The 19,639-nt window shown below is 69.4% G+C and carries 15 protein-coding genes; 4 read left to right on the top strand and 11 right to left on the bottom strand.

Annotated features, from left to right (window positions below):
- The first annotated feature begins 136 nt into the window (after nt 1-136).
- The 3 genes from ABLG96_RS17330 (at nt 137) to ABLG96_RS17340 (ending at nt 2,921) form a co-directional block, all read left to right on the top strand.
- Complete coding sequence (locus ABLG96_RS17330; RefSeq protein WP_353651569.1) at nt 137-346, top strand: DUF3311 domain-containing protein; 210 nt, start codon at nt 137-139, stop codon at nt 344-346.
- Nucleotides 343-1,998: a monocarboxylate uptake permease MctP gene (gene mctP / locus ABLG96_RS17335; RefSeq protein WP_353648571.1), complete on the top strand. Its 1,656-nt coding sequence runs from the start codon at nt 343-345 to the stop codon at nt 1,996-1,998. The genes ABLG96_RS17330 and mctP overlap by 4 nt, the downstream gene beginning before the upstream one ends.
- A 194-nt stretch (nt 1,999-2,192) precedes the next feature.
- A complete protein-coding gene (locus tag ABLG96_RS17340) occupies nt 2,193-2,921 on the top strand; it encodes an alpha/beta fold hydrolase (protein WP_353648572.1) in 729 nt (242 codons plus the stop codon).
- Between the two features lie 327 nt (nt 2,922-3,248).
- Here ABLG96_RS17340 and ABLG96_RS17345 read toward each other — a convergent pair whose 3' ends face one another.
- The 9 genes from ABLG96_RS17345 to ABLG96_RS17385 form a co-directional block, all read right to left on the bottom strand.
- On the bottom strand, nt 3,249-4,217 hold the full coding sequence (locus ABLG96_RS17345; RefSeq protein ID WP_353648573.1) for a DUF1731 domain-containing protein: 969 nt from the start codon (nt 4,215-4,217) through the stop codon (nt 3,249-3,251).
- Nucleotides 4,218-4,651: 434 nt separating this feature from the next.
- Nucleotides 4,652-6,520, bottom strand: coding sequence for an ABC-F family ATP-binding cassette domain-containing protein (locus ABLG96_RS17350; protein ID WP_353648574.1), 1,869 nt, complete (start codon nt 6,518-6,520; stop codon nt 4,652-4,654).
- On the bottom strand, nt 6,517-7,434 hold the full coding sequence (locus ABLG96_RS17355; protein ID WP_353651570.1) for a 4-(cytidine 5'-diphospho)-2-C-methyl-D-erythritol kinase: 918 nt from the start codon (nt 7,432-7,434) through the stop codon (nt 6,517-6,519). Before ABLG96_RS17355 ends, ABLG96_RS17350 begins: the two co-directional genes overlap by 4 nt.
- Nucleotides 7,435-7,469: 35 nt before the next feature.
- Nucleotides 7,470-8,375 (bottom strand): 16S rRNA (adenine(1518)-N(6)/adenine(1519)-N(6))-dimethyltransferase RsmA, encoded by a 906-nt coding sequence (gene rsmA / locus ABLG96_RS17360; protein ID WP_353648575.1) that lies wholly within the window; start codon nt 8,373-8,375, stop codon nt 7,470-7,472.
- Between the two features lie 9 nt (nt 8,376-8,384).
- Nucleotides 8,385-9,758: a transglycosylase family protein gene (locus ABLG96_RS17365; RefSeq protein ID WP_353648576.1), complete on the bottom strand. Its 1,374-nt coding sequence runs from the start codon at nt 9,756-9,758 to the stop codon at nt 8,385-8,387.
- Between the two features lie 8 nt (nt 9,759-9,766).
- A complete protein-coding gene (locus tag ABLG96_RS17370; protein WP_353648577.1) occupies nt 9,767-11,347 on the bottom strand; it encodes a ubiquitin-like domain-containing protein in 1,581 nt (526 codons plus the stop codon).
- Nucleotides 11,348-11,617: 270 nt separating this feature from the next.
- On the bottom strand, nt 11,618-12,472 hold the full coding sequence (locus ABLG96_RS17375) for a TatD family hydrolase (protein ID WP_353648578.1): 855 nt from the start codon (nt 12,470-12,472) through the stop codon (nt 11,618-11,620).
- A 3-nt stretch (nt 12,473-12,475) separates the two neighbouring features.
- Entirely contained in the window at nt 12,476-14,308 is a 1,833-nt protein-coding gene (metG, locus tag ABLG96_RS17380) for a methionine--tRNA ligase (protein ID WP_353648579.1), read from the bottom strand.
- A 73-nt stretch (nt 14,309-14,381) separates the two neighbouring features.
- Nucleotides 14,382-14,984, bottom strand: a complete 603-nt coding sequence (locus ABLG96_RS17385) for a helix-turn-helix domain-containing protein (protein ID WP_353648580.1) — start codon at nt 14,982-14,984, stop codon at nt 14,382-14,384.
- A 198-nt stretch (nt 14,985-15,182) separates the two neighbouring features.
- On the opposite strand from ABLG96_RS17385, the gene ABLG96_RS17390 reads away from it, so the two are divergent.
- Nucleotides 15,183-16,697 (top strand): MFS transporter, encoded by a 1,515-nt coding sequence (locus ABLG96_RS17390; RefSeq protein ID WP_353648581.1) that lies wholly within the window; start codon nt 15,183-15,185, stop codon nt 16,695-16,697.
- A gap of 174 nt (nt 16,698-16,871) precedes the next feature.
- Here the strand turns inward: ABLG96_RS17390 and gndA are convergent, their stop codons facing one another.
- Both gndA and ABLG96_RS17400 read right to left on the bottom strand, forming a co-directional pair.
- Nucleotides 16,872-18,356 carry an NADP-dependent phosphogluconate dehydrogenase gene (gene gndA, locus ABLG96_RS17395; protein ID WP_353648582.1) on the bottom strand — a complete coding sequence of 495 codons (1,485 nt, stop codon included), beginning with the start codon at nt 18,354-18,356 and terminating at the stop codon, nt 16,872-16,874.
- Between the two features lie 128 nt (nt 18,357-18,484).
- Nucleotides 18,485-19,624: a hypothetical protein gene (locus tag ABLG96_RS17400; RefSeq protein WP_353648583.1), complete on the bottom strand. Its 1,140-nt coding sequence runs from the start codon at nt 19,622-19,624 to the stop codon at nt 18,485-18,487.
- Nucleotides 19,625-19,639: the final 15 nt, after the last annotated feature.

Here is a 19,639-nt window from a genome sequence, read left to right on the forward strand (position 1 = left end):
GTGCGACGGTCTCATTCATGAAACCCCGCTGTCGAAAGGTCGGCCGATGACGTCGGACCCCCGAGAATTCCCTCCGGATCACCAGCTCGATCACCCCGTCGACGAGGGCGGTCCCCGCGGTAGGGGGCCGAACGACATCCGGGCCTCCTGGTGGAACCTGCTGCTGCTGGTGCCGCTGCTGATGCTCGTCACCTCGATCTACAACAAGCGAGGACCCGAGCTGTTCGGACTGCCCTTCTTCTACTGGTTCCAGTTCGTGTTCGTCTTCGTCGGCGTCGCCTGCGTCGCGATCGTCTACGCCAAGACGAAGCACATCTCGCGCCGCACCGGGGGGACCGAGAAATGAGCAACATCCACTGGGTGGAGCTGATCGTCTTCACCGTGCTGTTCCTCGGCGTCGCCGGGATGGGGTTCTGGGCCGCCAACTGGAAAAAGGGCGACACCATGGACCACTTGGACGAATGGGGGTTGGGTGGCCGGAAGTTCGGCGCCTGGATCACCTGGTTCCTCGTGGGTGGCGACCTGTACACCGCGTACACCTTCGTGGCGGTGCCTGCGCTGATGTTCGGTGCCGGCGCGCTCGGCATGTACGCGCTGCCGTACACGGTCGTGCTCTACCCGATCGTCTTCCTGCCGGTGCTGCGGTTGTGGTCGGTGTCGCGGATGCACGGCTACGTCACGCCCGCCGATTTCGTCCGCGGCCGCTACACCAACCGCACCCTGGCGCTGCTGATCGCCGTCACCGGCATCGTCGCGACCATGCCTTACATCGCCTTGCAGTTGGTCGGCCTCGAAGCCGTGCTGCGGACGATGGGCATCAACGCGAGTGGGATCGCCGGCCACCTGCCGCTGTTCATCGCGTTCCTGGTCCTCGCGTTGTACACGTTCAGGTCGGGCCTGCGTGCCCCTGCGTTGATCGCGTTCGTCAAGGACATCCTGATCTACATCGTGATCATCGTCGCGGTGGTCTACCTGCCTTCGAAGTTGGGCGGCTGGGGCAGCATCTTCGAGGCCGCTGACGCGAAGCTCAGCAAGGTCAACGAGAAGACCGGGGCTCCCGCCGGGAGCACCCTGCTGACCGGCAACAACCAGTTGCAGTACGCCACCCTGGCCCTCGGGTCCGCGCTGGCGCTGTTCCTGTACCCGCACTCGGTCACCGGCATCCTGGCCTCCAAGAGCCGCAACACGATCAAGAAGAACATGATCGCGCTGCCGGCCTACTCGTTCCTGCTCGGACTGCTGGCGCTGCTCGGTTTCATCGCCATCAAGGCCGGAGTCACCCCGCTGACCAACGCCGCCACCAACAAGGCGGACACGAACACCGTGGTGCCGCTGTTGTTCGACAGCCAGTTCTCGGACTGGTTCGCCGGGATCGCGTATGCCGCAATCGGCATCGGTGCTCTGGTGCCGGCTGCGATCATGTCGATCGCCGCCGCGAACCTGTGGACCCGCAACATCTACAAGGAGTACATCCGCAAGGACGCCTCACCGCAGGCCGAGGCGAAGCAGGCCAAGTGGGCCTCGCTGGTGGTCAAGTTGGGCGCTGTCGCCTTCATCCTGTTCATCGATCCGCAGTTCTCGATCGATCTGCAGCTGATCGGCGGGGTGATGATCCTGCAGACCCTGCCGGCTGTCGCGATCGCGCTCTACACCCGCTGGTTCCACTCGTGGGCGCTGGTCGCCGGCTGGGTGGTCGGCATGGGCTGGGGGATGCTGCTGCTCTACGGCATCGGTAACAAGGCCACCGGCAAGCAGCACTTCGCCGGTTCAGCGTTGCCGCTGGGCAAGCTGTCGATCTTCGGCTGGCACCCGTTCGGCACCTCGACGACGCAGATCTACGTCGGCATCGTTGCGCTGGCCGCCAACCTGGTCGTCGCAGTGATCGTCACGTTCGTGTTGCGGGCTCTCAAGACCCCCGAGGGGGCTGACGAGACGAAGGGCATCGACTACCACGCTGATGACGGTGACGCGGATCTGAAGGAGATCGCCGCTCACTGACGGCAGCAGTGCACGAGAACGGGCCGCGACACCTTCGGGTGCCGCGGCCCGTTCGTCGTCCACGCCACCCGCGTGGCCGCTCGAAGCCACCGGGACCCCGATCCCCGACGAGTCGGACATACCTCGAGGTCGGCAACCGGGTCAAACCCTGGGGCCGATGTGCTCCACGCCACTCCGTGCGGCAAGATGTGCTGATGGGGTACAGCGTTGTACGGGATTTCGTGGTCGACGACCGCGACATGCGCCTGCAGTCGAGCGGAGTCGGCAAGCCGGTGCTGCTGTTGCACGAGCTCGCCGGGTCCGCGCGGACGTTCCTGTCGCTGGTGGAGCCACTGATCGCCACCGGTCGAGAGGTCGTTGTGCTCGATCTCCCCGGCCACGGCCATTCGTCCGCGGTGCCCGGCTCGGATCTGGACGGCAACGCCTGGGCGGTCGCCGGTGCGCTGGACGAGGTGACGGCTGAGCCGATGGACATCGTCGGCGTCGACTACGGCGGTTTCCTGGCGCTGAGCATCGCTGCGCTGTTCCCGACCCGGGTGCGCTCGCTGGTCGTCGTCGAGCCCCTCGCTCCACCTGCTGCCGGGCGAGCGCCGAGCAGCATCGTGCCGGTGTCGCAACGAGCCCGCGGGGCATTGACCGTGCTCCGTCAGGGCCGGCACGGGCTCGGCCGCATGCACTCCGTCCTCGACCAGTTGCGCTCGGCCGACCCGATCTGGTGGAAGGGTCTGGCGAACATCAACTGTCCGACGCTGCTGATCGACGGCGGCCACGGCCACGCCGCCAACCTGGTCGACCTGGACGCGATGGCGGACACGATCCCCGACGCGAAGCGTGTCAGCCTGACCACCGGTGCCCGCCCCTGGGCCAGCGCCCCGCAGCTGTTCGCCGATGTGGTGACCAGCTTCCTCGCCGACGTCCACTGATCCCTCACGACAGGTCTCGGTCCTCATCACCCGACCACCACACCCTCCGCCGATCGAGCGAACGAAGTGAGTCGAGATCCTGATGGATTCACGACGCGGCCTCGATTCCTGCATCACCCGACCACCACACCCTCCGCCGATCGAGCGAACGAAGTGAGTCGAGATCCTGTTGCCGCACCACAGGTCTCGGTCCTCATCACCCGACCACCGCACATCTCGCTGATCGAGCGAGGCAGGAACGACCGAGACGAGATTCCGTCAGATCTGCGATGAGGTCTCCACCCACGCTGATCGAGCAAAGCGACGAGATGCCGTCATGTCGACCGGTCAGACGCGCAGGGCTTCGTCCAGGTCGGTGTGGGTGAACTCGAAGCCGGCGTCCAGCAGCCGCTGCGGTTGCACCCAGCGGCTCTTGAGCACCAGCTCGGACTCGTTGCGCAGCAGCAGCATCCCGATCTCCAGCATCCAGCGCAGGGTCGGCAGGCCGAACGGCATCCGTACCCTTCGTCTGACCGCAGCCATCAACGTGCGGTTGTCACTGGGGGTCGCTGTGGCGAGGTTGATCGGCCCCTGCAGCTCGTCGTGGTCTCGGATGAATCGCATCGCCGCGATGACGTCGTCGACATGGATCCAGCTGAACCGCTGCCGTCCGTGGGAACGGTGCTGCGGCACCCCACCGTCGCCGCTCGGGTCCGGTCCGATGCCTCGGTAGCGTCGATGCGGCGGGCACCAGCCGTCGAAGTTGGGTCCGCCGGCGCCGAGCTTCGCCGCGCGCTTGAGCATGGTGGTCGCCGGACCGTCACCGATCACGATCGCCATCCGCAGCGCCACCCGCCGGGTGCCGGGAAGCTCTCCTGCGAACAGGGTTGCCTCCCAGTTCCGGGCCACGTCGACGGAGAACCCGGTCCCGAGCTCCCCCCTCGTCTCGTCCTGGGGACGGTCCATCGCGTACCGGTAGATGGTGCCGGTGCTCGAGTTGAGCCACAGCCCAGGCGGTGCGGCTGCGGTTGCCACGGCGTCGTGCAGAGCCTGGGTGGTGGCGACCCGGGACCGCAGGATCTCGTCGCGGTTGGCGTCGGTGTACCGGCACCCGACGCTCTTGCCCGCCAGGTTCACCAGCAGGTCGCTACCGTCCACCACGCGTGCCACTGCAGCCGGGGCGTCCCAGCTGGCGTCGGCGCCGGCTCGGCCGATCGTCAGCACCCGGTAGCCGTCCGCCCGAAGTGCGGCCACCACCTTCGGTCCGAGGAAGCCAGAGGCTCCCGCCACCACCGCGGTCCGCTGCTCGTCCGTCATGCCTCCACCGTAGGGACCGCAGTCGACCCGGAGATCGAATCGGCAGGAATGCGTGCTGAGAGCATCGACACGGCGCAATGACGCCGAACAAATCAAGGTGACAGGGTCTCGACGCGCTTGTCCTTCGCCTACTCCCGTCTTGAGCGACGTAGGAGACGAAGGGGACCAACGGAGTGCGCGAGCAATTCTCCCGATCGACGACCGGGGTCGTACTCGGCGGCGCCCCTCGGGTCAGGGATCGGCTCGGGCATGGGCGGGACATCGCGGGTGAGCCTGCGAACCCGCGAAGCCCGCCGGGCGGGACCCGAGGGGCGCCGCCGTGTGTGACATCTCAAGGAGCGTCCTGCGAACCCGCGGAACCCGCCGGGCGTGTCTCGTCTCGTTCCTCGCTCGACAACCGGCGGGGCACAGCCCCATCCCCCACCGCGAGGAGTTCACCCTTCGAGCTGCTCGGCCACCTCGAGCCAGGCCAGCTCGGTCTCGTCACGCTCGTCACCGACGGCGTGCAACTCGCGATCGAGCTCGCTCGCCCTGGTGTAGTCGGCGCCGACGGATTCGAGCTGCGAGCGCAGCTGTTCCTGCTTGCGGCGCAACGATTCCAACCGCTTGTCGAGTCGCTGCAGCTCCTTGCGCAGGTCGCGCAGAACAGCTGCGGAGAGCGCCGGCACGGAGTCCGACGCGACCCCCGAACCTGCACCAGGACCAGCACCGGTATCGGCAGCGACCGGCGCGGCCACCGCCTCCACCCGGCCGGAGCCACCGGTCACGGCCCGCCGCCTGAGGTACTCGTCGATCCCACCGGGCAGGTGGGTGACCGCCCCGTCACCGAACAGGGCGTAGACCGAATCGGTCGCGCGCTCCACCAGGTAGCGGTCGTGCGAGACCACGATCAGCGTGCCGGGCCAGCTGTCGAGCAGGTTCTCCAGCGCGGTCAGCGTGTCGACGTCCAGATCGTTGGTCGGTTCGTCGAGCACGAGCACGTTGGGCGACTCCATCAGGATCCGCATCAGCTGCAACCGGCGGCGCTGACCGCCGGAGAGCCGCTCGACCGTCGTCCATTGCTGGGCGTTGGTGAAGCCGAACTCCTCGGCCAACTGCGACGGCGACATCGACCGGCCGCCGAAGTCGACGCTGCGGGCCAGGTCCGGCGACAATCCCGGAACACTCGCTCCGGCAACGGCTTCCAGCAGCCGGATACCGGCAGGCAGCTCCTCGGGGGCCTGCCGCAGGAACCCCAGCGCCACGGTGCGGCCCTGCTTCACCCGGCCACTGTCCGGCTGCAGTTCGCCGACGATGGTTCGCAGCAGGGTCGACTTCCCCGATCCGTTGACGCCGACGATGCCGATCCTGTCCCCCGGTCCGATCCGGAAGGTGACGTCGTCCAGCAGGGTGCGCCGCGCTCCCTCGGGGGTGGTGATCCCCACCGTGACGTCCTCGAGGTCGATCACGTCCTTGCCGATCCGACGGGTCGCGAACTGGTGCAGCGCAGCGGCGTTGCGGGGTTCGGGGACGTCGGCGATGAGCTCCTCGGCCGCCTCGATGCGGTAGCGCGGCTTCGACGTCCGCGCCGGCGCTCCACGGCGCAACCAGGCAAGTTCCTTGCGCGCCAGGTTCTTCCGTCGTTCCTCGGCCGCCTTGTCCAGCCGCAGCCGCTCGGCGCGGGCGAACACCCAGTCCGAGTACCCGCCCTCGCGGATCTCGACACCTTCGTCGACCACCTCCCAGGTGGTCTGCGCGACCGCGTCGAGGAACCACCGGTCGTGGGTAACGGCCACCAGCGCGCTGCGCCGCGACAGCAGGTGCTCGGCCAGCCAGTTGACGCCCTCGATGTCGAGGTGGTTGGTGGGTTCGTCGAGGATCAGCAGGTCGGCTTCGGTCACCAGGGCGGCCGCCAACGTCACCCGCCGCTGCTCGCCACCTGAGAGGTCACGCATCCGGGACTCCAACCCGATGGCGCCCAGCCCCAGGCCGTCCAGCACCCCGCGGACCGAAGCGTCGGAGGCCCACTCGTGCTCACCCTCACCCGCGAAGGTGAACAGCGCGACGTCGCGGACGGTGGCGTCGCCGTCGATGGTGACGCTCTGGTCGACCACCTCGATCCTGGCTCCGCCGGCGGTCGACACCCGGCCGGTGTCGGGACGCAGGCGCCCGCCGAGCACCGAGATCAGGGTCGACTTGCCGGACCCGTTGAGACCCAGCACACCGATCCGATCACCGGACTGCACCCCGAGCGAGACCCCCGTCAGCACCGGGGTGACACCCCGGACGATCCCCACGGATTCCAGATTGACCAGGTTGCTCATCGCAGCGACCCGCCGATCAGTCGCGCACCGTGCGCGGGGCCGGAGGCGACCCGCACACCCTCGCAGGTGCCGGAGGACGACATCGCTGCCGCCACGTCCGAGGCCTGCGGCAGGTCGCGACACAGCAGCGCCACCGTCGGACCAGAACCGGACACGACCCCGGCCACCGCCCCGGCGTCCACTCCGGCCCGGACCGTGCGTCGCAGCTTGGGATACAGCGAGAATGCCGCAGGCTGCAGATCGTTGGCCAGCGCGGCGCCGACCTCGTCGACATCGCCGGAGCGCAACGCTGCCACCATCGCATCGGCATCGGCGCGGGGCACCGACAGCGCGGAGTCGTCGACACCGGCCCGCAACCGATCGCACTCGGCGAACACCTCGGGCGTCGACAGACCGGATCCGGCCATCGCGAGCACCCAGGTCAGCGTCATCCTGGTCAGCACCGGCGAGACCACTTCGCCGCGTCCGGTCCCCAGGGCGGTCCCGCCGGTCAGCGCGAACGGGACGTCCGATCCGATGCCGGCGGCGATCCCGATCAGGTCGTCCCGCGAGAGATCTGCGTCCCACAACGCCGCACAGCCGACCAGGGCCGCGGCCGCATCGGCGCTCCCGCCGGCCATCCCACCGGCGACCGGGATCTTCTTGTCGATCTCGATCGAGACCTCGCCGGGTCGACGGCCGCGACGGACGAGGTGCGCGTGCAGCGCCATCGCCGCTTTCAGCGCCAGGTTCGACCTCGTGGTCGGCACTCCCGGCACACCACCGGCCCGGACCGACCAACTGCCGGACGGCCGGATGGTGACCTCGTCGTACAGATCGACGGCGTGGAACACCGTAGTCAGCTCGTGGTAGCCGTCCACCCGGACGTCACCGACGGCCAGCGCCAGGTTGATCTTGGCCGGTACCCGCACCATGACCCCGTCGGCACTGGGCACCGATCCGAGGCCGCTCACCGTTCGCCACCGGCAGCAGGAGGGTCCTCGGCGCGCACGCGGTGCGCGGCGTCGGCGATCGCGATGTATCCGTCCACATCCACTACTTCACCACGCAGAGTCGGATCCACACCTGCCCGCTGCAGGATGTCGGTCGCAGCGGCCGCGGATCCGGCCCATCCGGCGAGCGCGGAACGCAGCATCTTGCGACGCTGGGAGAAGGCTGCGTCGATCACCGCGAACACTTCGGACCTGATGCCGGGCAACGGCTTCTGGTGTCGATCGAGTGCGACGAGCGCCGAGTCGACACCGGGAACCGGCCAGAAGACGTTCCGTCCGATCGCTCCAGCGCGCTTCGTGGTCCCGTACCAGGCGGCCTTCACCGACGGTGAGCCGTAGGTCCGAGACCCCGGCGGGGCGGCGAGCCGGTCGGCGACCTCGGCCTGCACCATCACCAGCACCCGCCGCAGTGCCGGCAGCACCTCCAGCAGGTGCAGCAGCACCGGCACTGCCACGTTGTAGGGCAGGTTCGCCACCAGCGCGGTCACCGGCCCCGCGGGCTCGCTGTCCGGCAGCTCAGCGGCGGTGACGGTCATCGCGTCGGCCGCGACCACGGTCAGCCCTTCGGGTCGCTCATGGTGTGCCGCAACGGTTGTCGGCAGCAGAGCGGCCAGCCGCTGGTCGATCTCCACCGCGGTGACGAACGGCACCTGCTCCAGCAGACCGAGCGTCAACGAACCCAGACCGGGACCGACCTCGAGCACGTGCCGATGAGGTCGATCGCCCCCGAGCGCGGCCGCTGCCACGATCCGCCGGACCGTGTTGGCATCGTGCACGAAGTTCTGCCCGAGGGTCTTCGTCGGGCGCAGGTCGAGTTCGGCGGCCAGTCGGCGGATCTCGACGGCGCCCAGCAGGGAGCTCACGGGAGACGGTCAGCCCTCGTACTTGTCGAAGCCCCAGCCGAGCAGGCGTGCACAGTGCCAGGGTGCGAGCCCCTCGCGGGCGTAGAGACGTTCGGCGACGATGATCTGCTGTTCCTTGCTGGCCTCGTCCGCTCGGGGAGCGAATTCGCCGCCGTCGTACTCGAGCCAGGTGGGCGTCATGAACTGCAACCCGCCGTAGGTGCCGTTGCCGGTGTTGACGTCCCAGCGGTTCGTCGATTCACAGAACGCCATCTTGTCCCAGGGCACGCTCCAGGATTCCGGCAGCCCGGTCTCCTTCGTGCCGATCTTCGTGACAGCAGGTGCCGCCTGCCGGGTCAGCGTGTCGGAGAGCATCTTGTCCGCGGGTGATCCGTTGGTGACGGTCCGGCTCACCGTGATCGTCCGCAGACCGGGCGATCCCTTGCTGACCTGCACGGTGTTGCCCTTGCCGATCGTCGCGTCCTGCTCGACGACGGCAGCCGGCTGCGGGACCGTCGTGTGCTCGATGCGCTGGGACCGTCGGACGCGGGTGATGGTGATCCGCTGGCCGTTGTGGACGGCCGACCCGACGGTCGGTGCGACCCGGTCGTACCTGCCGATGCTGATCTTCCGCTCCGCCAGCACCTGCTGCACCGTGCTCGCTGCCAGCCGGGTACGGACCGCGGCATGCCGTCCGTCCACCACCGTGACCCAGCGCAGCGGTTCGCCGACGATGATGGTGCCCGCGAGGGAGATCTCCCGGCTGCGATCGGCGCTGAACCGGTAGTCGCCGGCGCGCACCCCCATCTCCAGCAGAGCTTGGTCGACGGTCTTCGCGGTCGTCCACCACTGGCGGGCACGACCTTCGATCTGCATGGTGACCAGCCGGGCCCGACGGACCGTCACCCGCGAGCCGTTCTCGATGGGGGCATCGAGCGCCGGCGCCACGAGGTCGCGCGGTCCGGCGTCCACTCCGGCGGCCAGCAGTGCGTCGCGGACCGAACCACCGTTGGTGGCCACGATGCGCTGACCGCCGTCGAGGCTGAGCGTCACCGTCTTGGGGGTGTCGCCGAAGGTCGGCCCCGCGGCAGTCACCAGCACCAGGAAGGACGCGGCGATCGCCACCATGGCCGGCCGGCGTCGAGAGCTCCGTGGCGTCTCGGGGAGCAACTCCCCCGCCGCCTCCGGGGCGGACGCACCGGCGATACGGCCGCCGACGAAAGGCGTAGCGGCCGCACCCTCGATGACGGCGGCGGCCCGCTCCGGCGCGAGCAGGTCGCCGCGCACCAGCTGGTCTGCCAGGACGGCATCCCGGTGTTCAGGGAGGATCCACCCGCCGGGCAGCACCCGGTGATCCCGCGCAGGCGGGATCGGACGGGAAGTGCTGGTCGGCGGCAGGGACATGGAGCGGATCAGCCGTGACCACTGCAGGCCCACGCGCCGATGCCCTGCGACTGCAGGGTGTTCTCGGCGACTGCGATCTGCTGTTCGCGGGAGGCAAGGTCGGCGCGGGAGGCATAGGCGAGACCGCCGCTGGCGGCCCAGGTCCCCTGGCTGAACTGCAGCCCGCCGTAGTACCCGTTGCCGGTGTTGATGGACCAGTTGTTGCCGGACTCGCAGGAGGCGATGCCGTCCCAGTTCACGCCTGAGCTCGACGCAGGGGCCGCAGCGCCGGTGTCGGATCCGGCGGCGGGTGTCACGGCCGTCTCGGCGGGAGCTGCAGCGCTGGTGTCGGATTCGGCGGCGGGCGTCACGGCCGTCTCGGCGGGGGCAGCAGTGCTGGTGTCGGATTCGGCGGCGGGTGTCACGGCCGTCTCGGCGGGGGCCGCAGCGACCACCGGCTCCGGCACCATCGTACCGACACGGGTCACCCTCGCCTGCGCCTGCGTGACGGTCGTTCTCGACACGACGGTGGCCTTCGCGGCCTTGCCATCGGTGACGACCGTGCGGGTGACGACCCGGACGAGCCCGGGGTTGCCCTCCGAGTCGATCTCGGTGCTGCCCTGCGCGAGGTCGGCGTCGTCCACCGTCTCGTCGGCGGGTTGGGTGATCTGCTCGTCGTGCTGGGCCGTCTTCACCGACACCCGCTTGACGACGACGGCGATGCCGGAGGCGATCTTCGTCGAGCGGGCAGGCACCACGATGTCATCGCCGTCGATGCGCACCTTGCTGAAACGCAGCAGCTCGCCGACGGTGCGGGCCTCGGTCGCCACCGTGCCGATCTTCTTGCCGCCGACCGTCAACCGGACGTTCGGCAAAGTACGAATGACGATCTTCTGACCCGCGGTCAGCTTGCTGTCCGGGGCCGGCTTGATGCGCTGGTTGCGCGCCAGCGTGATCCGTCGCTCCGCCAGCAGGGAGCGCACGGTCGTCGCGGTGGACGTGACCGAGCCGACCCGGCCGTCCTGCTGCAGCGACACGGTGCGCAGCGTGCGCGCTGCAACGGTCATCCCGCTCAGCGTGATGGACCGACTGCGGTCTGCGGAGACCTGGAATCGGGACCCACCCAGCCCGAGCTCGGACATCGCTGCATCGACGGTCCGCGCGGTGGTCCACAACGAGCGCTTGCGGCCGTCGACGTCCACGGTCAACAGGCGGCCGCGCTGGACGGCGATGGCGGTGCCGTCCAGCAGCGAGCTGGCGCCGCCCGGGGCGAGGACGTCGTGCGCACCGACCTGCAGGCCGGCCGCGGCGAGCGCGCCGTCGACGGTGCCTGCGTAGGTGCTGATCTGCTGCGCCTGTCCGTCGACGGTGATCGTCACGTCCTTGGACAGGGCCGACATGATGCCGCCGCCGGCGGCGACGAGTGCCACCACGACTGCGGCGCCGATCAGTACCGGCTTGCGCAAGGTGCGACGGCGTTCCGTGGGAGCGGAGCTGTCCACAGCGACGGTCGGGGTTCCGTCGGCGACCGGGGAGATCTCCTCGGTGCTGTGGTCCTGCTCGGGGGTGTGCTCACGCTCGGAGGCGTCGAAGGCTGCGCTGTCGGTCACTCAGATCCCTGATTCGGTGTCCCCGGGCAGGGGCAAGGGAGTGACCAGAGGCATCGCGGCCGTGCACGCACGGCGACTGCGATCGCCCCGACAGCGACCGACACCACGGACACCACCCAGGACTTCCCCATCCCGGCTGATATCACGGGACAGTAACGGCCCGGCAACGGTCCGGGCAACTCCCGCAGCCGGGATGCAACCCACATCACCCTCGGACGTCCGTGTGGTCCGCGTCCCGACGAGCGCCGCGGGACGGGGGGACCATTCGGGTCATCCCGCTGTCGGCACCTCGTACAGCCGTGCCGTCGTCGCACAGAGCTGCCGGCAGAAGTCCGTCAGCTCGACGTCGCGCAGGGCGGCCATGGCCCTGGCCGTGTGGGCGACCGCGGCCGGGGAGTTGGTGCTGCCGCGGTACGGGTGCGGCGCGAGGTAGGGCGCATCCGTCTCGACGGTGATGAGGTCTGCGGGGGCGAATCGGGCCGCCGCGTGCAGCTCGTGGTTGTTCCGGAAGGTGACCGGACCGGCGAACGACATCACGAAGCCGCGATCGGCGCACTGTCGCGCCAGCGCCACATCACCCGAGAAGCAATGGAACGCAACACGTTCCGGCGCCCCCTCGGTGTCCAGGATCTGCAGGATCTCGTCGTGGGCCTCGCGGTCGTGGATCATCAACGTCTTGCCGACGTCCTTGGCCAGCTGGATGTGCCAGGCGAAGGCCTCCCGTTGCAGCGCCGGCGCGGCGCCCACCCCACGCGCGGGCCAGTGGTTGTCCAGGCCGGTCTCGCCGACCGCCACCACCCTGTCCTGTCGCGCCAGGGCGGCCAGCTCGGCCCTCGCGGCCTCGTCGAGCTCATCCGCCCTGGTCGGGTGGACGGCGACCGCCGCGTACAACCGGTCGTCCCACTGCGCGGCCGCTGCGGCCCACCGGGCGGAGCCCAGGCCGTCCCCGACGGTGATCACCGCGCGCACCCCGGCTGCGGTCGCCGCGTCGAGGGCGGCCCGCACGGCTGCGGGTTCGTCGGCGCCACACGCATCGAGATGCGTGTGGGCATCGACGATCGGCGACGGCAGTGGGTCGGCCGCCGGGACCGGCGGGCGATCTGCGAACGAGGCGGGGAGCGGCACGGGTCAGTCGGTGACGATCGGGGCCCACTCGGGGCCGGTCTCACCCAGGCTCGGGTCGAGCTTGGTGAACAGCGGCGACGGCTTGGCGAGTGGAGTCCCCGCGACGATGTCCCGTCGCGCCCAGACCGCCTGCTGCGCCTTCCAGTCGCCGGTGATCACCGGGTAGGTCGCCACCTCGGGAACACCGACGCCCTCCAGCGGGGTGGGGAACTCGCCGAAGTCCTCGACCTCCTCGATCACCGGCTCGGCCGCCCACACACCCTCGCCGCCGAGCGCGGCGAAGACCTGCTGCGAGGAGTGCGGCAGGAACGGCGTCAGCAGCGTCTTGGCGTCGTCGACCACCTGCAGGGCGGTGTTCAGAACGGTGCCCAGCCGGGCGGGGTCGTCCTTGATCTTCCACGGCTCGGTGTCGGAGAGGTACTTGTTGGCAGCCGAGACCACCCGCATGGCCTCGGTCGAAGCCTGCCGGACCCGGTTGCGAGCCAACAGATCTCCGACCGTGTCGAACGCCTGGGCTGCCGTGGCCAGCAGTGCCGATTCGGCATCGGTCAGCGTACCGGCCTCCGGCACGGCACCGAAGTTCCTGTGCGCCAACGAGATCGACCTGTTGACCAAGTTGCCCCACTCGTTGGCCAGCTCGAAGTTGGTCCGGCGGACGAACTCCTCCCAGGTGAAGTCGGCGTCCTGCGTCTCCGGTCCGGCCGCGGCCACGAAGTAGCGCAGCGCGTCCGGCCCGAACTCCCGCAGGAAGTCCCGGACGTAGATCACCGTGCCGCGGGACGTGGAGAACTTCGAACCGGACATCGTCAGGAACTCGCTGGAGACCACTTCGGTGGGCAGGTCCAGGTGGCCGAACGCACCGGGCTCGCCGCCGCTCATGCCCTCGCCGTTGTAGGCGAGCAGCTCCGCCGGCCAGATCTGGCTGTGGAAGGTGATGTTGTCCTTGCCCATGAAGTACCGGTGCTGCGCCTCCGGATTGGCCCACCAGTGCTTCCACTGATCGGCGTCGGTGCCGTACCGCCGTGCCCATTCCACCGAGGCCGACAGGTAGCCGATCACGGCGTCGAACCAGACGTACAGCTTCTTGTCCGAGCGATCGCGCCAGCCGTCCAGCGGAACCGGGATCCCCCAGTCGATGTCCCTGGTCATCGCGCGCGGCCGGATGTCGTCCAGCAGGTTCAACGAGAACTTGAGCACGTTGGGCCGCCAGCCGTCGCGGCCGTGCAGCCAGTCACCCAGCGCCGTCGACAGCGCTGGGAGATCGAGCATCAGCTGCTCGGAGTCGATGAACGCAGGCGTCTCCCCGTTGATCCGGGACCGCGGGTTCTTCAGGTCGATCGCATCGAGTTGGTTGCCGCAGTTGTCACACTGGTCGCCGCGGGCGCCGTCGTAGCCACAGATCGGGCAGGTGCCCTCGATGTAGCGGTCGGGCAACGTCCGGCCGGTTGACGGGCTGATCGCCGACTTGCTGGTCTCGGAGAACAAGTAGCCGTTGCGGTGGACGGTGCGGAACATCTCCTGGGTGACGGCGTAGTGGTTGCGCGTCTCGGTGCGGGTGAACAGGTCGTAGCTGACGCCGAGCCCCTGCAGGTCCTCCACGATGACCCGGTTGTACCGGTCAGCAAGCTGTCGCGGGGTGACGCCCTCCTCCTCCGCGAGCACCAGGATCGGCGTCCCGTGCTCGTCCGTCCCCGACACCATCAACACGTCGTTGCCGGCCATCCGCTGGTAGCGGGAGTAGATGTCGGCGGGGATGCCGAAGCCGGAGACGTGTCCGATGTGCCGCGGGCCGTTCGCGTAGGGCCAGGCGACCGCGGAGAGGATGGGGGTGCTCATTCCTCCAGATTAGTGAGTGCCGGCCACCCGGTTCGACCGGCCGGCTCCGCAGGTGCCGACCGGCGCAACCACGTCAGCAATGGCCGGCCGCGCCGTAGCGCATGCCGTCGAAGATGATCGAGACCAGCCGCAGCGCGGTGTCCGATGGACCGGTGTCGTTCGCCATGCAGATCCCGCCCAGACCCCGCAGCAGATCGTCCGACGACATGTCGGCGCGGATCAGACCCGCGTCGGCCGCTCGATCCAGCAGGGTGCCGGCGGCGTCGTGGATGTCGCCCTTGAGACCCCGCAGCAGCTCGACCCGCTCGTCCTGCATCATCGTGCGGAGCAGACCGACCATCCCACGCTTGGCTGCGGCATAGCTCACGAACCGCTCCATCCACAGCCGCAGCGCCTCGTCCGGCGGGTGCGCGGCCGACAGGTCTTCGACTGCTTCGCAGAGCCGCTCGACCTCGCGGCGGTACACCTCGAAGACGAGGTCCTCGCGGGTGGGGAAGTGCCGGTAGAGCGTGCCGATCCCGACGCCGGCCCGGCGAGCGATGTCCTCGAGCGAGGCCTCCACGCCGCGTTCGGAGAACGCCTCGGCCGCGGCGACCAGCACCGCCTCCCGATTCCGGCGAGCATCGGCGCGCAGCGGCTTGCCCCCCACGCCCGCTGCCATGTCCGTACTCGTCACGCGGGTCGCCCTCCTCGTCCGATGTCCGCAGCGATCGCGGATGCGTCGCAGCCGACGGTCGACAGCACGTCTTGCTAAGTGGAGGCGACCTCCGTATAGTTACCGGAGGGCCCATCCGTTTAGCCATCCTACGCACATCCCACCCGCCACCGCTGCAGTCGCGAGTGGCAACCGTCCCCCTGCTCGAGGAGCACCCGCATGTCCTCTCCTGTCCTGTCCACACCGCCGGCCCCGAAGGTCCGCTCCGCCGGCCTGGTGCTCGGCGTCGTCCTGATCAGCCAGCTGATGGTCGTGCTCGACGCGACCATCGTGAACATCGCGCTGCCCGACATCTCCACCGCGCTCGCCTTCTCCCCGACCGGCCTGTCCTGGGTGATCAACGCCTACACGCTCGTCTTCGGCGGCCTGCTGCTGTTGGGTGCCCGCGCCGGCGACGTGCTCGGTCGCCGACGGGTCTTCCTCGCCGGGATCGCGATCTTCACGGTCGCTTCGCTGGTCGGCGGTCTCGCCGGCACCGCGGCCGAACTGCTGATCGCCAGGGCGGCCCAGGGCGTCGGCGCTGCGCTCGCGGCCCCCTCGGCCCTTGCCCTGCTGATGACACTCTTCCCCGAGGCCAAGGAGCGCGCCAAGGCCCTTGGCTACTACACCGCAGTGTCCATCGGCGGCAGCGCGCTCGGCCTGATCATCGGCGGCATGCTGACCCAGTGGACGTCCTGGCGCTGGGTGTTGTTCATCAACGTGCCCATCGGCATCGCCCTGCTCGTCGCCGCGCGTCGGGTGATCCCCGAGACGCCCCGCCGGCCGGGACGATTCGATCTCGCCGGGGCCATCACCGCGACGCTCGGAACGGCAACCCTGGTGTACTCGCTGGTCCGGGTCGGCAGTGACGGCTGGTCGGATCCGTTGGCTCTCAGCGGTTTCGGTGCCGCTGTGGTGTTGCTCGCGACCTTCGTCGCAGTGGAACGGCGCGCCAGCTCACCGATCACCCCGTTGCGGTTGTTCTCCGATCGCGACCGCGTGACGTCCTACGTCGCGCGATTGTTGTTGGTGGCCGGGATGATGGGGATGTTCTTCTTCCTCACCCAGTTCCTGCAGAACGTGCTGGGCTACAGCCCCATCGTCACCGGACTGGCCTTCCTGCCGTTGACCATCGCGCTGTTCACGATGTCCCAGCTCACCGCCAGGGTGCTCATCCAGCGGATCGGCGCGAAGGCCCTCATCGCCGGCGGGTTGACGGTCTCGACGGGCGGGCTGTTCTGGCTCAGTGATCTCTCGGCGACCAGTGGTTACAGCTCGCTGCTGTTCCCGATCCTCTTGTTCGGCATCGGTAACGGGTTGGCCTTCGTCCCGCTCACTCAGCTCGCGCTGTCCGGGGTCGAACCGCAGGACGCCGGCGCCGCCTCCGGTCTGGTCAACGTCACGCAGCAGATCGGCGGCGCGCTCGGCCTCGCCGTCCTGGTGACGGTGTTCGCCCAGGCGGCAGGACCCGGCTACGACCGGCTCGCGGCCGCTGTTGTCGGCGGAACAGCCGACCCGGCCGTGATCGCGCAGGCACACGAGGCCTTCGTCGCCGGGGCGGAGCGAGCCTTCGGCTGGGCCGCAGGGTTTCTCGCCCTCACCGTCGTGCTGGTGCTCGCCCTGGTGCGGCGCCGTCCGCGGCCCGCACCCGCAGCAGCCACGGCGGCCCCGGTCGTCGAGCCCGCCGCAGCCTGAGAATGCTCCCGCCCGGCAGCGCCACTGCGTGAGAACGCTCCCACCCTGAGAGCGCTCACAGCCGAGGGGCATGCCCGAGATCGCCGCCGACGCAGCTCAGTCGGCGGCGATCTCGCTGCGGTCGGCTCTGTCTTCTCAATCGGCAGCGATCTCGCTGCGGTCGGCTCTGTCTTCTCAATCGGCAGCGATCTCGCTGCGGTCGGCGGACCACAGCGTGTGGAAGGCACCCTCGTCGTCGATGCGGTGGTACGTGTGCGCTCCGAAGAAGTCTCGCTGCCCCTGGATCAGCGCGGCGGGCAGGCGGTGTGACCGCAGCCCGTCGTAGTAGGCGAGCGCCGAGGAGAAGCCCGGCACCGGGATCCCGGCGAAGGTGGCCTGCGCCACCGCGAACCGCCAGGATTCCTGCGCCTTGCCGATCGCCTCGGTGAAGTAGGGCGCCAGCAGCAGGCTCGCCGGAGCATGGGTCGCGTCGTCGTCATGGGTCTCAGCGGAGGCAACGCCCTCGTACGCCTCGGTGATGCGGTTGAGGAAGCGGGCTCGGATGATGCAGCCACCCCGCCAGATCCGGGCGACGGCACCGAGATCGATGTCCCAGTCGTACTTCGCGGCGCCGGCGACGATCAGGTCGAGCCCCTGCGCATAGGCGACGATCTTGCTCGCGTACAGCGCCTGCCGGACGTCCTCCACGAAGTCGTCCACGTCGTCGACGTCGATCTTCCCGTCCGGACCGGAGAGCTCGCCCGCGGCAGCGGCGCGCTGGTCGGACAACGACGACAGACCGCGGGCGAACACGGCCTCGGCGATCCCGGACACCGGAATGCCCAGGTCCAGCGCGTTCTGCACGGTCCAGGTGCCGGTGCCCTTCATCCCAGCGGCATCGACGATCACGTCGACGAGCGGCTTGCCGGTGCGCGGGTCGGCCTGCGCGAGCACCTGGGCGGTGATCTCGATCAGGAACGAGTCGAGCTCACCGGTGTTCCACTCGCGGAAGATGTCGGCGATCTTCGCCGGATCCAACCCGAGCCCTCGGCGCAGCAGGTCATAGGCCTCCGCGATCAGCTGCATGTCCGAGTACTCGATGCCGTTGTGCACCATCTTGACGAAGTGCCCGGCACCGTCGGTGCCGATGTGCGTGCAGCAAGGCTCACCGTCGACGTGCGCGGAGATCTTCTCCAGGATCGGACCGAGCGTCTCGTACGACTCCTTCGATCCACCCGGCATGATCGAGGGCCCGTTGAGTGCACCCTCCTCGCCGCCGGACACGCCGCAGCCGACGAAGTGGATCCCCTTGTCCCGCAACGCCTTCTCGCGACGAATGGTGTCGGTGAACAGTGCGTTACCGCCGTCGATGACGATGTCGCCCTCGTCCAGCAGCGGCACCAGCTCGTCGATCACCGCATCGGTCGGGGCGCCGGCCTTGACCATGATGAGCACCGTCCGGGGGCTCTGCAGCGATGCCACGAATCCCTCGACAGAGTCGCTGGGCACGAAATCGCCGTCGCCACCGTGGTCGCCGATCAGTTTCTGGGTGCGTGCGTTCGTGCGGTTGTGCACCGCGGTCACGTAGCCGTTGCGGGCCAGGTTGCGGGCCAGGTTCGCGCCCATCACGGCCAGGCCGGTGACGCCGATCTGGGCCCTGGGCTGTTCGTCGGTGGCCATGGGGTACCGCCCTTCAGTGTGTGCTCTTCAGACTGGGTGCTGAGAACCCCATTGTCCTACGGTGCCCTGCGAGCCCGCACACGGGATCCACGACGATTCGGCCGGCGGCAGGTGAGCCGGCGGACGGGTCAACTCCTGAGCGTCCGGGTGACCACCGGCCCGTCGGCGGGTGACAGGTCGACGCGGGACACGAAGGCGGGGATGTCGTCGCGGCCTGCGTGCTCGTCGTCCGGGGTTCCGACCACATCGACCACCGGCGTGCCGTCGACGGTGCCTGAGATGTACTGGAGCTCGTAGTCGTCCAGGTCGGATGCCGGGAACGCGCCGCGATCCCCCGCGCGATCCAGCGCGCCGTCGGCCTGCCATCGCTGCCACTGTCCGGCGTGCTCACGGCCGTCGGCGGTCCACGGCAGTTCCGGCAACGGCGTGCGCACCGTCGGTGCCGGCGTGCACTGCGGATGCTCGGACGACACGTGCAGCACCAGCGCCGGGACGCCGACGTCGCCGGTGGCAACGGTGATGTCGCCGTCCCGGCCGTCGGAGCGCTGCTGCTCCGTCAGTAGGCCGGCGAGCCGCTTCACGTCTGCACCGGAGACCAACGCACAAGATGATGCGGCGAAGACGGAACGCGCCGGGTCGACCAGCGGCCACGGGGCGCCCGGGGACGAGTCGTGGTCGGTGAACGCGCTGACGGCCACCGTCTGCGGGTACTGCGTCCGCGGCGGCTGGGCGATGCCGACCCCGTCCAGGCTCCACAGCTGCGCCACGAACGCGCTGAAGTCGGCGCGCGCCTGTTCGACCGACGGCGATCCGGCGCCCTTGATGCCCGGCCCGATCACGTCGAGATCGATGGTCCGGTCCGGCAGCCGGATCGTCAGCGAGGTGCTGCCGACGTCCGTGATCATCACGTCACCCAGATCCGGGTCGGAGAGCATGCCGAGCCGATGGGCTGCCGCGAGCAAGGTCGCCACCCCGTCGCCGTCGAGCTTCAACCGCACGGTGCCGATGCCGTCCGGGGCCGTGCGCTCCACCCGCCCGTCGCCGTACACCCGCAGCCGAGAGGTGCCCTGCGGACCGGCGACGGTTGCGCGCCCGGCGGCCACCTCGATCACTACCGTCGAGGGCGCCGGGTCGAACTGCGGCGCCGTCGGGGCTCCGGTCGTGTGCGGGCCCGGCGTCCTGGGCGAACCGGAGGTGGTCTGGGCGCCGCAGCCGACAGCGGCGATGGCCAGCACTACGGTCGCCAGCAGGGCGAGTGGGCTTCTCATGTCGGTGGGACGCGG

Source organism: Nakamurella sp. A5-74 (assembly GCF_040438885.1).
Lineage (GTDB): Bacteria > Actinomycetota > Actinomycetes > Mycobacteriales > Nakamurellaceae > Nakamurella.

Coding starts and splice junctions, on each gene's coding strand:
- ABLG96_RS17400 (WP_353648583.1), bottom strand. CDS start 19,624: ATGAGAAGCCCACTCGCCCTGCTGGCGACCGTAGTGCTGGCCATCGCC.
- ABLG96_RS17350 (WP_353648574.1), bottom strand. CDS start 6,520: ATGAGCAACCTGGTCAATCTGGAATCCGTGGGGATCGTCCGGGGTGTC.
- ABLG96_RS17390 (WP_353648581.1), top strand. CDS start 15,183: ATGTCCTCTCCTGTCCTGTCCACACCGCCGGCCCCGAAGGTCCGCTCC.
- ABLG96_RS17365 (WP_353648576.1), bottom strand. CDS start 9,758: ATGTCCCTGCCGCCGACCAGCACTTCCCGTCCGATCCCGCCTGCGCGG.
- mctP (WP_353648571.1), top strand. CDS start 343: ATGAGCAACATCCACTGGGTGGAGCTGATCGTCTTCACCGTGCTGTTC.
- ABLG96_RS17345 (WP_353648573.1), bottom strand. CDS start 4,217: ATGACGGACGAGCAGCGGACCGCGGTGGTGGCGGGAGCCTCTGGCTTC.
- metG (WP_353648579.1), bottom strand. CDS start 14,308: ATGAGCACCCCCATCCTCTCCGCGGTCGCCTGGCCCTACGCGAACGGC.
- gndA (WP_353648582.1), bottom strand. CDS start 18,356: ATGGCCACCGACGAACAGCCCAGGGCCCAGATCGGCGTCACCGGCCTG.
- ABLG96_RS17355 (WP_353651570.1), bottom strand. CDS start 7,434: ATGGTGCGGGTACCGGCCAAGATCAACCTGGCGCTGGCCGTCGGTGAC.
- ABLG96_RS17340 (WP_353648572.1), top strand. CDS start 2,193: ATGGGGTACAGCGTTGTACGGGATTTCGTGGTCGACGACCGCGACATG.